The organism is Comamonas sp. 14P8.1.4 (assembly GCF_057799285.1).
On record NZ_JBYOKN010000005.1, the window covers coordinates 64,979 to 79,928 of the forward strand.

The following is a 14,950-nucleotide window of genomic DNA, read 5'->3' on the forward strand; positions in this document are numbered from 1 at the left end:
ATGCACATTCATTTGAGCGCCAGCGTCATAAATCAGGCCGAGGTGCTTAAGCAGTTGCACGGACTGACTGGCCAGCAGGCTGCACGTGCCTACGCCAAGGCACTAAATGACACGGGGTTTGAAATCCGCCGCGCTATGCAGGAGGAGATGCGGACCGTGTTTGACCGGCCCACCAACTACATCTTGCGCAGTCCGCGTGTACGTATGGCCAAGCCCGATAAGTTGAGCGTGACGATTGAGCCGGCCTACATGGGTGGCAAGGGTATTGATCCGCAAAAGATTCTGGATGCGCAGGCCTGGGGCGGCCGCCGGCGTGACAAGCGCAGTGAGGTGGCTTTGCGCCGTGCGGGTTATCTGCCCAATGGATACCAGACCGCCATACCGGATGAAGCCCGAGGCGGGCCGTACCCCGGCAGTGATGACGGCAAAGGCAATTTGCGCGGGGCATTTCTTGTGCAACTGCTGAGTTACTTCAAAGCGTTTGGAGAGCAGGGCTACAAGGCCAACATGACTTCCAAGGGCTATCAGCGTATGCACCGTGGAACAAAAAAGCAGACAGGCCGGCGCTACTTCGTGGCGTATGGCGCTTTGCGCGGTGGCAACAGGTTGACCGCAAAGGGTGAGGTTGATGAGCGCACATCCCATTTGCAGCCCGGTATCTGGGCCGTCACCGGCACTGGAGGGGCTGATCTGCGCCCTGTGCTGCTGTTTGTCAAGCAAGGCACGTACCAGCCACGGCTGGACATGGACAAGGTGGCCCAAAGGGCCGATGCCGAGGCGTATCTGTCGCGGCGCATTCGTTACCGCTTGCGGGAGGCCGCTGGCGTGTAGCCGGCGCCTGCCCAGATATCGAGAGGAGATTAACTATGCAACACACCACTGTGACAGGGCGTGACACCAGCGCTGCAGCGTTTGCCGCGCTTGGCAACGAAGGGCGTCGCCGCCTGAATGAGCGGCTTTACGAATCCCTGCGCCATGCCCACCAGTACGGCACACGTGACATGAGCCGCCGTGAGCTGCGCGAGTACCACCACAAGCAGACCGGGGAGTGGCTGGAGCTGTCTAGCGTGGCCAGCACCGTCAACGCTTTGCTGGCCGCAGGCAAGTTGGAAGAGGGCGAGGTGCGCATGTGCAGCTTGTCTACCCGCCAGCGAGAGATCAAGCCCGTGCGCTGCAAGGCGCGACAGACCCGGCTGGACTGATATCGAAAGCGATAGCTATGAGCACCATCATCATGTCGGCCTGTTGGCCGCTGCAGGGTATGTCGCCCTCGCAAAAAGCAGTTCTGATATCGCTAGCCGATCAGGCCAATGACGACGGCTATTGCTGGCCTTCCATCAAGACCATTGGCATCCGTACGTGCCTGTCTGACCGGGCTGTGCAAGGTGCTATCAAGTGGCTGATTGCTGCCCGGTTGCTGCGCACAAGTACGCGCAGCGGCACGTCCACCGTCTACCAGTTGACCCCCGCAGCATATGCACCCCCGCAGGAAATGCGCCCCGCAGATGCTGCACCCAGGGGTGCAGGAAATGCACCCCCACCCCCGCAGCTCCTGCACCCCACCCCCGCAGATGCTGCACCCAAACCATCAATGAACCGTAATTTGAACCATCAAGGAACCAAACCTCCGCGACGGCGCGCGGAGCCCGTTCCCAAACCCGACGACGTGAACGAGCAGGTCTGGAGCGACTGGCAGCAGCTGCGCAAGGCCAAACGGGCACCGGTGACGGACACGGTGGTGCATGGCGCAAGGGCTGAAGCGGACAAGGCCGGCATGGCGCTGGAGGCCTTCCTGCAGCTGTGGTGCATTCGTGGCTCGCAAGGGCTGCAGGCGGAATGGCTCAAGCCCTCGGAACTGCCGCAGGGCAAGCGCTTGCCTGTGGCAAACACCCACAAGCACGCTGCTGCGGCAGCTACGATTTTTGATGGAGTTTGGGATGCATAACGTGGCAACGTTGACGGCTGAGGCCATCCAGCAAGCACAGGCTCGGGCTGCGGATCCGGGTATGGATACGGCAGCAGAGGGCATGCAGATCAGCACCGTGGTGCGCAAGCTGTTCGTGCTGCTGCAGGGCAGCTACGGCAGCCTGTTCGTGAGCAAGTTCGCCACCGGGCTGAAGGACGGGCAGGGCCGTGACAAGGGCATGCGTGCAGCCATGTCGGTCTGGCAATCGCGCTTGGGCCACTTCCCTGCCGATGTGGTGGAAACCGCAGCCTACCGAGTCGTGGCAGAGAACCCCAATTTTCCGCCCAACCTGCCGCAGATCGAGGCAGTGTGCCAAGCCGTCATGCCACGCCAGTCCTATGCGCAGGAGCAGGGGCTCACAGCGTTGCCACCACCTGCACCAGCCAAGCCCGTGCAAGTCAGCCTGCAACAGCGCAACGATGGCAAAGACTGGGCACGCCGCATCCTGGCACGTCTGAAGAACGGCGACACCAGCATCTCCCGCTATGCCGCCATGTCCGCACGCATGGCGCTGGGTATGGAGGCCAAGCTGTGATGGGTGTCGGCTGCATCCATCAGCCTGTGTGCCGCAGTGCTTGCGGGTCCTTCCCAGCCAGTCCAGAAGCGGGTAATTCGAGCCGCGATGTTGGACTGTTCAGTGAGTTTCATAAGGGGGTTGTATTGTGATGAACGTGCTAGATAGCAAGCCTACGCAACAAGAGTTTGCTATGGTAGTTGGAGTGACGCAGCAGAATATCAGCGCGTTGACTGCTGAGGGTAAGCTGCCCAAAGACGCCACATTGCGTGAGCTGCTCAAGGCCTATTGCGCGCAACTGCGCAGGGCTGCAAGTGGTCAGGCCACGTCGCCAGAAAAGGTGGAGCTGGATCGCCAGAAAACCCTGCTGGTCAGAGCTCAGACCGAAGCCCAAGACCTCAAAAACGCCGTCGCCCGTGGCGAATACGCCCCCATCGGCATCCTGGCTGATGTGCTGGCGCTGGCCAGCTCTGCCATCGTTGATCGGCTGGACCAGCTCGAAGGCCAGTTGCGCAAAGCCTGCCCAGACCTGCCCGAAGAAGCGCGCATGGTCATCCTCCGTGTGATTGCCGATGCGCGCAACGAGTGGATCCGCTCCACCTCCAAGCTGGTGGCCGACTCGTTAGACCGCATGGCCCAGTCAGAGGCAGATGAGGCCGACGCACTTGATATCAGCGAAGGTGCAGTTTGACCGTATCGTTCCCGCCAGAAGCTATGGCCGCCATGCAAACCGCCGCAGAGCTGGGCCTCTCCAGCCTGCGCGCTGAAGTGCCGCAAACCCTCAGCGAGTGGGCGGCTGCGCACTTCATCCTGGCGGGCGAATCCAGCCACCAAAAGGGCGGCTGGGTGGGCTGGCCCTTTCAGCAAGGCATTCTGGACTTCATGAGTGACGACCGCATCGAAGAGCTGGCCGTCAAAAAGTCCAAGCGCGTGGGCTACACCAAAATGATCACCGCCTTCGTCGCCTACAACATCGCCCACCGCCGCCGCAAACAAGCCTTGTGGCAGCCCACCGATGACGACCGCGACAGCTACGTCAAAAGCGAGATTGAGCCGGTGCTGGATGGCGTGGCCGCCGTGCAAGCCGCCCGCCGCCAAGGCAAAGGTGTGGAAGACACCATCAAATACAAACCCTTTCGCGACAGCGTGCTGCACCTGCTGGGCGGCAAGGCAGCGCGCGCGTACCGGCGCATCACCGTGGCCGTGTCCATTCTTGATGAGTGGAGTGCCTTTGACCAGACCATTGAAAAGTCCGGCGACCCCGGCACCCTCGCCAAAGGCCGCCTGGAAGGCGCGCCGTACCCCAAGTTTGTGGGCGGCAGCACACCCCGCGTCAAAGGCCTGTGCCACGTAGAGCGTGCGTGTGAAGAGTCAGACGCCAGCGTGCAATATCACATCGACTGCCCGCACTGCGGTGCAGACCACCCGCTGGTGTGGGGCGGCCAGCACCTGCCCTACGGCTTCAAATGGCAAAAGGGCAGGCCAGACACCGTGCACCACATCTGCCCCCACTGCCACCAAAGCATCACGCAGGCAGACTACCTGCCCGGCGGCTGGCCCCTCACCGGCACATGGGTGTGCAAAAAAACCGGCATGCGCTACGGCACAGACCGCATCTGGCGCAACGCCACGGCCCAGCCCTGCAAACCACCCCGCACACTGGGCGTACACGTCTGGGCCGCCTACAGCCCCCAGCGCACATGGGCAAGCATTGTTGATGAGTTTGAGAAAGCCCACCGCGCCCTGCAAGCCGGTGACATGGCCCCCATGACCGGCTTCACCAACGAAACGCTGGGCGACACGTGGGAGGTGAAGGGCGACAGCAGCGACGAACACGCCCTGCAAGCTCGGGCAGAAGACTACCGCCTCGGCATCGTCCCCCAGGGCGCGCTGCTGCTCACCGCAGGGGTGGACGTACAGCGCGACCGTTGGGAAGTCACCGTCTGGGGCTGGGCCCGTGGGCTGGAAAGCTGGGTGGTGGCGCACGAAGTGCTCTACGGCAACCCCGCCAGCGATGCCGACTGGCAGCCGCTGGAGCAATACCTCCTCCAGCGCTTCCCCCAGGCGTGGCACGGCGGCAGCCTGGGCATCAGCGCCGTCAGCATCGACTCATCCGACCAAACCCAAAGCGTCTACAACTGGGTGCGCAGCGCCCAAACACGCATCCCCGGCCTGCGCGCCATCAAGGGCGACAACAACGACAGCCGCGCCATCGTCGGCCCCAGCAGCCTGCAAGAAGTCAACCACCGTGGCCGCAAAATCAAACACGGCATCAAGCTCTGGCTGGTGGGTGTAGACAACGCCAAAGACCTGCTGCTAGGCCAGCTTGCCATTACTGAGGCTGGCCCCGGCTACGTGCACACCAGCACAGACCTCAAGCGCGAGTGGTACGAACAGCTCACCGCAGAGCAACGCATCCTCACCAAACTCAACGGCAAAGACACCTACAAATGGGTCAAGCGGCGCCCGCGCAACGAAGTGTTGGACTGCCGCAACTACTCCCTGCACGCCGCCATGTGCCTTGGCATCCACAAATGGCCCGAATCCAAATGGCTGCAACTGGAGCAAACCGTGCAGCCCCCGCAAGACCTGTTCAGCACACCGCCAGCGCAAGAGCATGGCGCACCACCATCAACGCCCGCCGCCCCCGCACCGCTTGCCGTGGCGCAGTCAGCCACCACGGCAGAAGACGACATATTTGCCCCAATCAGCCTGCAATGACCGCCACACCTGCGCAACCAGCTATCAAAACAATGAACACCCGCACCAGCACTATGAATAACGCAACCCCCACCCCCTCAGTTTCCAGCAACAAGCTAGACCCCATTGCCGTGCTGCGCGAAGAACTGGCCGCCGCTGCCGTGTGCCACGGCGTAGAGCGGGTGGAGGATTTGACCGAGGCACTGGTCACCCGCGTGGTGCAGAGGCTGGGTGGCACCACGGTTTATGTGCGCAACCCCCGGGTGATGGAGCGTGAGCGCTTGGCGCAAGAAGTCCGCGCCAAGTTCAATGGCCGCAACACCCGCGCCCTGGCGCGAGAGTACGGGGTGAGCGTGCGGTGGGTGCAGAGGTTGTTGGAGGCGTAAGTTGGTGTTAACACTAATTAAAGATCTTGTAGATTGAATAAAAGCACATGCTATGTTACAAGAAGTGTTTTTGGAGGGGTTATGAAAAGAAAAGCACTTCTTATTGGTAATAGCAGAGGTTTGCAGGGTGTGCCGTCCGATTTACTGCAAACTAGAAAATTTTTACAATCGTCTCTTGGCGGTGAGTGGTATTCGAGCGAAATCGAGCAACTCCTTAACCCTAGAAAATCAGATTTACTTAATAAGTTAGATGACCTGAAAAGACAAAAAAATGATTTCTCATTTGTTTTATTCACTGGTCATGGAGCACATTTAAGAAATACTATATTGGAGCTTAATTCCCAAGAGACAATTTCTGAAAATGACTTAATTGGCTTGTCTGAGAGGCAGATTTCAATCTTTGATTGTTGTCGAAATATCGTTCAAGACGAAATTGTTAAATCCTATGCTGTTGCAATGGATTCATTTCGTGAGTCATTTTCAACAGTTCGAAGTAGATACAACAATAGAATTATGCAGTCGATTCCCCAGCAAGCAAAACTTTATTCTTGTGCAATTGGTGAAAGCTCGTATGACGACAATGGGGCAGTATATTTAGGTAATTTACTGAGTTGCGCGAAAAATATTGGCTACGCTAAGGATTTTAAATTATTGTCTGAAGCGCATACTGAAGCGGCAGTGCTTACTAGTAGGCATGTACTAGATAAGTTTAAGAGCCATCAGAGTCCAATTGCTTCTTTGCCAAAATGCTTGGCATCACAAGAGTTAATTATTTCAATAAGATAGTGAAAATTCTAAAAGATTTTAAAAGTCTTTTATTTCCTTCTTGCAGAGAGCACTACTCTTTGAGGGAAGGAGATTTTGACGCGGAATTGAATAAAAAAGTAGAGGTTTTAATAATCAATGATGATAATTTTATAATATATCTTGATGATTTATATGACATTCAGTGGAGGTGTAATGATGACTTTGTAGAAGCTGGCCATTGCGGTGAGATCTTAAGCAGTGTTGCGATTTTGCAAGCTAAGTCTAATTTCATTGAAAATAAGAAGATTCTAAGATTTATAAGGCTTCAAATAGCTGAAGCACTGGCTCGTTGTTTTGCGGGGCAATCCATAGAAAGTTCAAGAGAAATACTGAAAGAAGTTGAAAATCAAATTGCTGCAAGAAATTACGAAGTAGCGTGGCGATGGTATTTTTGTTCAGCTCTTGAGTGGGCAGCTTATATATTGGCGCCAGTCTTATTGTGTTGGATATTTAAAAATGAACTTTCAGTAATAATTGGTGAGAAATGTACTGAAATTATTTGGGTGGCTGGCGCTGGTGTTTTAGGTGCGTTATCCTCAGTGCGATTGCGTGCAAATAGGATTGTGATGGATGCAAACGCTGGAAAAGATATTCATGAATTAGAAGGTTTTTCTAGAGTTTTGGCAGGGCTAATTGCTGCAATTCTTGCCGCTGTAATTTATAAGAGTGAAATTTTCTCAGCTGTATTGAAGAGTACTAATAATGAATTATTGTTTTTAATTGTTATTGGTTTCTTTGCTGGTTTGAGCGAGAGATTTATCCCATCGCTTGTTAGTGCAATAGATGAGAAAAATTCATCTTCTTGATATTTCTGGGTTTTGCAAAAACATTGAACTTGGCATAGAATCTGTGCATCACGCCAGTAAGCGTGATCTGGGCTTGGTCGCCCGGTAACCAAGGCGCAGCAGCCGCGCCCATACAAACATGGTTGCGGCTTTTTTGCTTGCATAAGCATGCCTGCGCGCACATGGCACCGTTTTACGATGGGCCGTGTGGGGACACCCGCAAGGGTGTGCCGGCTCCTTGGTCCGGTCGACCAACCCTGCACGGTCCATCACCTTCTCTTGGTCGGGGAGGAGATGGCTCTCATCTTCGTCACCAAGGAGCCTGTCATGGCTGGCATTTCTACTGCTTCGTCTTCTGTTGTCGTATCAGCTCAACCTGAGCTTTCTGTTCACGACGGCCACGTCACTACCACCAGCTTGCAAGTCGCGCAGTTTTTCAATAAGCGCCATCGCGACGTAATGCGTGCAATCAAAAACTTGCTCGCTGAGCTACCTGAGTCAGATGCGCGCAATTTTGCGCAGACCAGCGTAGAAACCAAAATCGAAGGTGCTGCGAATACGCAGGGTGCAAAGCGGCAAGACCCTGCATACCGCATGACCCGCGAAGGCTTCATGCTCCTCGCCATGGGCTTCACCGGCAAAGAGGCGCTGCGCTGGAAGCTGGCCTTCATCGCCGCCTTCAACCGCATGGAGGCCGAGCTGCAAAAGCCCGCCTACGACCCCGCCCGCATCCAGCTGGCCCACAGCCTGGCCGCCCAGGCCGCCGCGCAAGTCACCCAGACCGTGTTCGATGCCATCGCCTCCGGCCGCGACAGCGACTGGCGCCGCGTGCGCTACCTGCTCAGCTTCGGCTACGACCGCGACGGCCAGCCCACCATTCCCCAGGCGCAGGTGGTGGGGGACGACCAGATGGTCACCTCCCTGAACGCGCTCGTCCAGCACATCACCAAGCACGACGTCATCCCCTCCGACGCGCAACTGGCCGCGCTGGTCACCGCCTGCGCCCAGCAACTCTCCGAACGCGCCCAGGTGCGCGAGTTGCGCTCTGCCGCTAAGGCCAACGCCGCAGCTCCCGCAACCACCGCCGTTGCAGCTCCCATACCACCCCACATCGGCACCGATGGCAAGCCGCTGCCCCCCGGTACCTTCCGCGCCGTGTTTGTGTGAGTGCGCCGCAAGCAGTTACGGTTTTGATAGCTGCTAGCGCTTGATGGGTAAGCGCTAGCGGGTGATTTGGCTTGAAATTGAGGGGGTGGAGAAATGCTGACTGAACCAAAGCATGTGCTGGACGTTTCCTGCGGCAGCCGCATGATGTGGCTAGACAAGCAAGACCCGCGCGCGGTGTTTGCGGATTGCAGGGCTGAAACGATCACGGTGACGGACAACTCGCGCGGAAATCGATCTGGCCAGCGTGTGCTGATGATTGAGCCAGACTTTGTGATGGACTTCCGCGCGCTGCCGTTTCCGGATGGTGCGTTCAAGCTGGTGGCGTTTGACCCGCCTCATCTTGTGCATGCGGGGCCGCGATCTTGGTTGGCCGCCAAGTACGGCAGGCTTGGGCCTGATTGGCGAGAGGATTTGCGCCAAGGGTTTGCAGAGTGCTTCCGCGTGCTGGAGGCGGGCGGTACGCTGGTGTTCAAGTGGAACGAAACCCAGGTGAAGCTGAAAGAGGTTTTGGCGCTGACACCTGAGAAGCCGCTATTCGGTCAGGTCAGTGGCCGCAACGGGCTGACGCATTGGCTGGTGTTTATGAAGCGTGCAGCTTTGGTCGCATAGTTGCAAAAAAGCCCCTGCTGGCGTTGGCTGGCAGGGGCTTTTTGATTGACGCATTGCTTATTGGTTGAGTGCATTTGGTCGTTGGCGCACAGCCGCTGCACGTAGGCGCCGTGGTTCAGTTTTGACAGGTTCGTGTAGATCGACTAATGCATTGACCATGTAGTTAAGCGCAAGCTTCTCAGCTGCTTTGCTCCAACCGAGCCTGAGTAGCCATTCCATGACCTTGCCGCTGAGCACGCGGTAAGCGAGGCGGCAGATGTAAACTGAAAAGTGAAAAAGTGCTGCGATGAAAGCGCATAGGAAGAGTAGAAAGGGTAGGTGGCCTGATGCGACCAGATCGAAGAAGGCTGTGTTGCCTACGGAGTTGGCAATCAGCGCACCGATCAAGCCAATTGCTCCTAGCAAGATTGCTATCAAGCGAGACTTTGAGTCTGGGTGAAAGATGCTGCTCCAGAATCCAAGATCAGGCTGTGCAAATAATTTTTTAGTTGCCCGAAGCTCTGCAATTTCTTGAGCTACGGCTAGGAAGTTGGATGCCCGTTGCCCGAGTAGATCCTCAAGCTCTTTGCGTTTGGCATGTTGAAGCTGCTCTGTAACGTCTGGGCCTTTGAGCTTGAAGCGTTGGTTTTGGTTTTTATTTTTGTAGTCATCAATTGCATTATTGGTGACTAAAAAGCCTATTTCTGCGGCGAGCATCAATCCGCCAAAGAAGAATGACCAGCCATGTGAAGTAGTTGTACCAACGACGTACAAAAACACGCCAGCAGCGGCGATGAAGTCGAGCGCGTAGGCCACCCAAGCAACCCAGATCCAGCTTTTTAGGTTGGGGTAAAGGTCTGCACCCTCGAAGCGAGAATGGAATTTTTTGGCGATATTTGTGTACTTGAGCACGTTGACGTTGTTGTGAGGTTTACTTCTGCTTTTTCAAAGTTAGCTAACTAGAGAACGGGGCCATAAAGACCCTGTTTCTGCTCATACAAACTTAGCCTTTGATCGATCGTGGATCTGAACCGTGGCTGTCTTTCTGTGCGATGCGGCCATCCTTGTTGTGGATGAGAAGCTCAGAGCCTTGGTTGCGGCTAATCGTGCGCGCAACGCTGACGGCTTCTTGCTTAGTGGGTGTGTGCTTGATGGCTCGTTCTCCGCCGCCAACTTTGACATTCCAGCCGCCGCCGGCGGCAGGCACAACGTGATGTGTTTTGGCCATGGTTATGGCTCCTATAAAGCTTAGGTTTAAAAATCTGAGCGCGTTGTGCGCCCAGACTCAACCCCGCCGAGTAGGGCGGGCACCAGCTTTTCAGCCGGGCAGACTACAGGTGCAAGCGTGCTTAGAACAGCTCAGCTTGACCTGGGGACGAGCGCCAGTGCGAGCACACAAACTCCAGGCGACCCTTGCGGGTGCGCACGTATGAGCACACATGGACGTCCTTATGGCGGCGATATGTCATGGCCGACCTCCGAAACGTTTTCTCCCGCCGCTAATCCAGGCGGCCAGGAGTAGTTAAAGGGTTTTTGGTTGCCCTACACGTTCCGGAGTGGTAGTCTTCCGGCGTCCTAGACAGACAAACGTGGAGGTGGAGAGGTATACCCTTGTCACCTTCCCCAAAGGCTCTCAAAGTGTTGGTACCACTTTGGGAGCTTTTTTCTTAAAGCTCGCCATGTTTTCGCAGCTCCGATAAGCGTCGGTTCGCAGCTGCATTTGAAACTCCGAAGAACTTTGAAATTGCTTCTACAGTGCGCAGTCCGTGTTGGTGAATATCTAGCAATGGCATGATGAGTTCTGCCGAAAAGGTATCCGCTTGCCATTCACTATTGCAGTAAATCGGAACGTCTTTGGTCAGGCGATTCAACGTCCGTTGATGTGCCAGCAAAGCATGCCCGAGTTCATGTCCCATGGTGAAACCAGCTCTTTGACCTCCGACAGCTAATTGTTCGAACACGCTGTCTCTGATGTAAATAGTCATATCAGCAGGGACAAAGCAAGCTTCAACTTCCATTGGTACTGGAGCTGAGAACTTGTCAAAAATGTCGTAATGGATGCCGTATTTAGCGGAGAGTAAATCTAGCAGTAGCAGCCATTTCAACTTTCCTGCAGGAAGACTCAGAACCTCTCGTGCGTTTTGAGCTGCTGCGCGGATATGCACCCGTTTTCTTGGCGCTACGGGGAAGCCTTCGTGCAGTGGCATGGTTATTCAGGTTCTTTCTTCTTGATGCTAGAGAGTAGTTGTTGGAATCGGGTCAACTCTGAATCTGACATGTTGACTCGGGCAAACCCTGCGACCAGCATTTGCTGGGCGGGGTCGAGGCCGTCTAGATTGACGGATTTGTTGGCGACATCTGCAAACTCACGCAAGCGAACGCTGACGCCTTTACGGGCGAAGTAACTTTCAATGTTCGATACCCACGCATCTGGTATTTTTTTTCGGCCCATTTCCATCGCACTAAGAAAACTTGGCGTGGTTTGAAGCTCTTCGGCCATCGATGCGAGAGTTACGTCGGCATCGATTCGAGCCTTACGAACTGCCTTTCCGAACTCTGTGATTGCCATGTGGGGACTCCTAGTGATGCTGATAACTTACAAACTAGAGTGAATTCTATCAGCGGTTCAAATAATGAACCATTTTGGTTGTGATTGCAATAGGAGATTGGTGTTGGTTTTTTTGAAAACTAGTCTTTGTTGTCGGTTTGCTACTAAATTGATTGCCCGCTTCATTGCTGCATAAGCCCTAGCAGCCTGCGACAAAATTTAGAGAACTAGTTCGTCTGGTTTGTTCGCAGCACCCCGCCGACCATCGGCGCATGGGTATTTACAGCCACCTCACCACCGAACAGCTCCAAGCCAAGCGCGACACCTACTTGGCCGCGCTGGAAGCGCGCCTGACGCTGCCCACCACGGCCAGTGGGGAAGGGCGCTCGGTTCAGTTTGGCCAAGCCCCTGCAGACATTGAGCGGCAATTGCGTGCCGTGAATGAAGAGTTGGCACGCCGCTCTGGCGGTGTCACCCGTGGCCCCATTTACCTGGCGTAAGCACATGGGGCGCAACAGCAAACAACACCACCGCCGCCAGCGTGCCGCTGCGTCTGTTACCGCAGGTGCAGGCATGACGGCGTACCAGGGCGCATCGCACTCTGACCTGGCGTTGCGTGACTGGCAGCCGTTTGCGGGCAGCCCTGATGCTGATTTGCTGCCCGAGCTGGACACGCTGACAAGCCGCAGCCGTGATCTGGCCCGCAACGATGGGCTGATGGCCGGTGGCCTGCAAACCCACCGCGACAACATTGTGGGCGCGGTGCTGCGCCTGTCGGCCGTGCCTGATTACCGTCTGCTGGGCTGGTCGCCCGAGCAAGCCCGGGAATGGGGCAACAAGGTAGAGGCGCACTTTCGCAGCTGGGCCGACACGACGGATTGCGATGCCGCCCGCACGTTGGATTTGCTGGGCCTCACGGTGCTGGCCCTGGGCGGCGAGATGGTGAACGGCGATGCCGTAGCCATTCCCAAATGGTTGCCGCGCCCAGACAGCCCTTGGGCTACGCGCCTGAGCCTGATGGAGTCTGACCGCCTGCAAACGCCCCCGTACTTGGAGGGCATGGCCCGCATTCGCCGTGGCGTGGAGTTTGACCGCGATGGCGCGCCGCTGGCTTACCACTTTCAGGCCGCGCACCCCGGTGATGCGCTGTACCTGCGTGGTGATGAGGTGCAAGACCTGAACCGCTGGGAGCGTGTGCCCGCCTTTACGCCATGGGGGCGCCGCCGCGTGATTCACCTGCACGCCAAAGAGCGCACGGGCCAAACCCGTGGCCGCCCGATTGTGAGCGCGGTGATGCGTGAGTTCCACATGGCGGGCAAGTACGCGCAAAACGAGTTGCAGGCCAGCTTGGCCAATTCGCTGGTAGCGGCGTTTTTGGAGTCGGATTTAGACCCGGAATCTGCATCAGCCTTGTTTGGTGCGGAGCCACGTGATGCGTGGTCTAAGTCCGTCAAGCAGGCACAAAACATTGGCAAGTTGCAGGGGGCAGCAGTTATCCCGCTGCCCGTGGGGGCGCGCATGAACAGCTTTACGCCGGGCCGCCCCAATGTGGCGTTTGACGCCTTCATGCTGGCGGTGGAGCGGCGCATTGCTGCTGGCATGAACCTGCCGTATGAGCTATTTGCCAAAGACTTTAGCCGCGTCAACTACAGCAGCGCCCGTGCGGCACTGCTTGAGGCGTGGCGCTACTTTCATGGCCGCCGCCGCTGGCTAACAGCCAACTGGCTCAAGCCCATTTATGAGCTGTGGCTGGAAGAGGCCGTAAACGCAGGCGTGATTGACGCCCCCGGCTTTTACGCCAACCGCTACGCCTACACGCGCTGCCGCTTTGTGTTTGGTGGCAAGGGTTGGGTAGACCCGGTGAAAGAAATCACTGCCGCCAAGCTGCGGCTGGAGATTGGTGTCTCCACCCTGGAGCAAGAGTGCGCAGAGCAGGGCTTGGACTGGGAAGAGGTGCTGCACCAGCAGCGCATCGAAGCGCAACGCCGTGCAGAGCTGGGCCTGCAAGCACCCGCGCAGGCCGCATGGGTGGTAAGCCCCAACGCACCGGATGCGCCCGACCAAGACGATCAAGACAACAAAGAGCGCCGCGATAGCGGTGCAGGCGCAAAGGGCCAAGCATGAGCAGCCGCACCTATCCCCACTTGGCAGACCGTCTGCTGAACACGCCGCTGCTGCTGCACCCGCAAAAGCTGGACGCCATCATTGCCGGGCTGGGTGGCCGCCTGCTGGGTGTGGATGGTTTGCAGATCGATGCGGCTGAGTTGAGTGCCCGCGCCGCGTTGCCTGCTGAGATGTTTACCACCCGCCGTGGCGAGCGCACTGAGCGCGGCTACCGCGTGGTGGATGGCGTGGCGGTGATTAGTGCCATGGGCGGGCTGGTGCACCGCACCAAGCTGGCCGCCGACAGCAGTCTGCTGATTGGCTACAACGACCTGGCCGCAGACGTGGAAGACGCGCTGGGCAAAAGCGACGTGCACGCCATTGCCCTGGTGATGGACAGCCCCGGCGGTGAAGTGGCTGGCGCGTTTGAGCTGGCCGAGCGCATTTACGCCGCCCGTGGCCGCAAATCCATTGTGGCCGTGGCCGACGGCATGGCCGCCAGCGCTGCCTACCTGGCTGCAAGTGCGGCAGATGAGGTGGTACTTACCAACACCTCATACGTCGGCTCCATTGGCGTGGTCATGCGGCATGTGGACTTTAGCCGTGCGCTGGCCAATGACGGCATCACCGTATCGCACATCTTTGCTGGCGAACACAAGATCGACGGCAACCCCTACCAGCCCTTGCCAGATGCCGTGCGCGCTGCGCTGCAGGCAGACATTGAGGGGCTGTACCAAATGTTTGTTCAAACCGTGGCCAAGCACCGCGGCATGAGCGAGCAAGCCGTGCGCGACACCCGCGCCGGCGTTTACCGGGGCGTAGCCGCTGTGGCTGCGCGTTTGGCTGACCGCATTGGCACTGTCGATGCGGTGGTGGCTGAACTGGCGGCCCGGCGTAACTCCGCAGTAGCAACTGCTGCGGGCTTTTCACTCCAACCTTGGGAAACCTCCATGTCTGAAGCATCCGCGAATGCAGCGGCCGCAGCTCCTGCTGCGCCCGCTGGTGCCACCACCACCGCTGCCACCACCACGGCAGCAGCCACTACGCAGGCCGATCTGGATAAGGCGCATGCAGAGGGCGCTGCCGCCGAGCGTGCCCGCGTCACGGCCATTACCAGCCATGCCAATGCGTCAGCCAACCCGGCCATTACCCAGCAATGCATTGCCACAGGCCTGAGTGCAGAGCAGGCCAAAGGCTTTTTGGATGCCGCGCCTGCCGCTGGGGCTGCTGCGTCTGCCGTCAGCAACCAGTTCGCGGCTGCCATGGCCGCTATGGGCAACCCCAACGTCTCAGGCGTAGAAGCCGCAGCCCCGCAAGGCGGCGCAGCCGAAGCGCAAGCCAGCGGCGCGGGTTGGGACAAGGCCTTTGGCGTGTCTAGCCACTAAA

The 14,950-nt window shown here is 57.4% G+C and carries 18 protein-coding genes; 14 read left to right on the forward strand and 4 right to left on the reverse strand.

The features are described from left to right. From AC27VO_RS10630 to AC27VO_RS10680, 11 genes are all read left to right on the forward strand, one after another. Window positions 1-831 carry a hypothetical protein gene (locus AC27VO_RS10630; RefSeq protein ID WP_488666689.1) on the forward strand — a complete coding sequence of 277 codons (831 nt, stop codon included), beginning with the start codon at window positions 1-3 and terminating at the stop codon, window positions 829-831. A gap of 35 nt (window positions 832-866) precedes the next feature. After that, window positions 867-1,202, forward strand: a complete 336-nt coding sequence (locus AC27VO_RS10635; protein WP_488666690.1) for a hypothetical protein — start codon at window positions 867-869, stop codon at window positions 1,200-1,202. Window positions 1,203-1,219: 17 nt separating this feature from the next. Continuing rightward, entirely contained in the window at window positions 1,220-1,945 is a 726-nt protein-coding gene (locus tag AC27VO_RS10640; RefSeq protein WP_488666691.1) for a helix-turn-helix domain-containing protein, read from the forward strand. After that, window positions 1,938-2,501 carry a hypothetical protein gene (locus AC27VO_RS10645; RefSeq protein ID WP_488666692.1) on the forward strand — a complete coding sequence of 188 codons (564 nt, stop codon included), beginning with the start codon at window positions 1,938-1,940 and terminating at the stop codon, window positions 2,499-2,501. Before AC27VO_RS10640 ends, AC27VO_RS10645 begins: the two co-directional genes overlap by 8 nt. A 172-nt stretch (window positions 2,502-2,673) precedes the next feature. Further along, window positions 2,674-3,171, forward strand: coding sequence for a hypothetical protein (locus tag AC27VO_RS10650; protein WP_488666693.1), 498 nt, complete (start codon window positions 2,674-2,676; stop codon window positions 3,169-3,171). A gap of 23 nt (window positions 3,172-3,194) precedes the next feature. Beyond that, window positions 3,195-5,201 (forward strand): phage terminase large subunit family protein, encoded by a 2,007-nt coding sequence (locus AC27VO_RS10655; protein WP_488666694.1) that lies wholly within the window; start codon window positions 3,195-3,197, stop codon window positions 5,199-5,201. A gap of 53 nt (window positions 5,202-5,254) precedes the next feature. Next, the gene (locus AC27VO_RS10660) at window positions 5,255-5,566 is read left to right on the forward strand and encodes a Mor transcription activator family protein (RefSeq protein ID WP_488666695.1); all 312 of its coding nucleotides are present in this window, start codon (window positions 5,255-5,257) and stop codon (window positions 5,564-5,566) included. 81 nt (window positions 5,567-5,647) lie between these two features. Then, a complete protein-coding gene (locus AC27VO_RS10665; RefSeq protein WP_488666696.1) occupies window positions 5,648-6,352 on the forward strand; it encodes a hypothetical protein in 705 nt (234 codons plus the stop codon). After that, a complete protein-coding gene (locus AC27VO_RS10670; RefSeq protein WP_488666697.1) occupies window positions 6,313-7,179 on the forward strand; it encodes a hypothetical protein in 867 nt (288 codons plus the stop codon). The genes AC27VO_RS10665 and AC27VO_RS10670 overlap by 40 nt, the downstream gene beginning before the upstream one ends. Before the next feature lie 306 nt (window positions 7,180-7,485). Continuing rightward, window positions 7,486-8,325, forward strand: a complete 840-nt coding sequence (locus tag AC27VO_RS10675; protein ID WP_488666698.1) for a Rha family transcriptional regulator — start codon at window positions 7,486-7,488, stop codon at window positions 8,323-8,325. 93 nt (window positions 8,326-8,418) lie between these two features. Next, window positions 8,419-8,934, forward strand: a complete 516-nt coding sequence (locus AC27VO_RS10680; RefSeq protein ID WP_488666699.1) for a class I SAM-dependent methyltransferase — start codon at window positions 8,419-8,421, stop codon at window positions 8,932-8,934. 57 nt (window positions 8,935-8,991) lie between these two features. Here AC27VO_RS10680 and AC27VO_RS10685 read toward each other — a convergent pair whose 3' ends face one another. The 4 genes from AC27VO_RS10685 to AC27VO_RS10700 form a co-directional block, all read right to left on the reverse strand. Continuing rightward, window positions 8,992-9,825: a hypothetical protein gene (locus AC27VO_RS10685; RefSeq protein ID WP_488666700.1), complete on the reverse strand. Its 834-nt coding sequence runs from the start codon at window positions 9,823-9,825 to the stop codon at window positions 8,992-8,994. 91 nt (window positions 9,826-9,916) lie between these two features. Continuing rightward, a complete protein-coding gene (locus AC27VO_RS10690; RefSeq protein ID WP_488666701.1) occupies window positions 9,917-10,141 on the reverse strand; it encodes a DUF2188 domain-containing protein in 225 nt (74 codons plus the stop codon). 439 nt (window positions 10,142-10,580) lie between these two features. Then, window positions 10,581-11,120 (reverse strand): ImmA/IrrE family metallo-endopeptidase, encoded by a 540-nt coding sequence (locus AC27VO_RS10695; protein ID WP_488666702.1) that lies wholly within the window; start codon window positions 11,118-11,120, stop codon window positions 10,581-10,583. A 2-nt stretch (window positions 11,121-11,122) separates the two neighbouring features. Continuing rightward, entirely contained in the window at window positions 11,123-11,482 is a 360-nt protein-coding gene (locus AC27VO_RS10700) for a helix-turn-helix domain-containing protein (protein ID WP_488666703.1), read from the reverse strand. Between the two features lie 251 nt (window positions 11,483-11,733). On the opposite strand from AC27VO_RS10700, the gene AC27VO_RS10705 reads away from it, so the two are divergent. The 3 genes from AC27VO_RS10705 to AC27VO_RS10715 are packed head-to-tail and all read left to right on the forward strand — an operon-like array spanning window position 11,734 to window position 14,949. Then, on the forward strand, window positions 11,734-11,961 hold the full coding sequence (locus tag AC27VO_RS10705) for a hypothetical protein (protein ID WP_286997476.1): 228 nt from the start codon (window positions 11,734-11,736) through the stop codon (window positions 11,959-11,961). 4 nt (window positions 11,962-11,965) lie between these two features. Beyond that, window positions 11,966-13,585, forward strand: a complete 1,620-nt coding sequence (locus AC27VO_RS10710; RefSeq protein WP_488666704.1) for a phage portal protein — start codon at window positions 11,966-11,968, stop codon at window positions 13,583-13,585. Continuing rightward, window positions 13,582-14,949 (forward strand): S49 family peptidase, encoded by a 1,368-nt coding sequence (locus AC27VO_RS10715; protein WP_488666705.1) that lies wholly within the window; start codon window positions 13,582-13,584, stop codon window positions 14,947-14,949. Before AC27VO_RS10710 ends, AC27VO_RS10715 begins: the two co-directional genes overlap by 4 nt. The last annotated feature ends 1 nt before the right edge of the window (window position 14,950 follow it).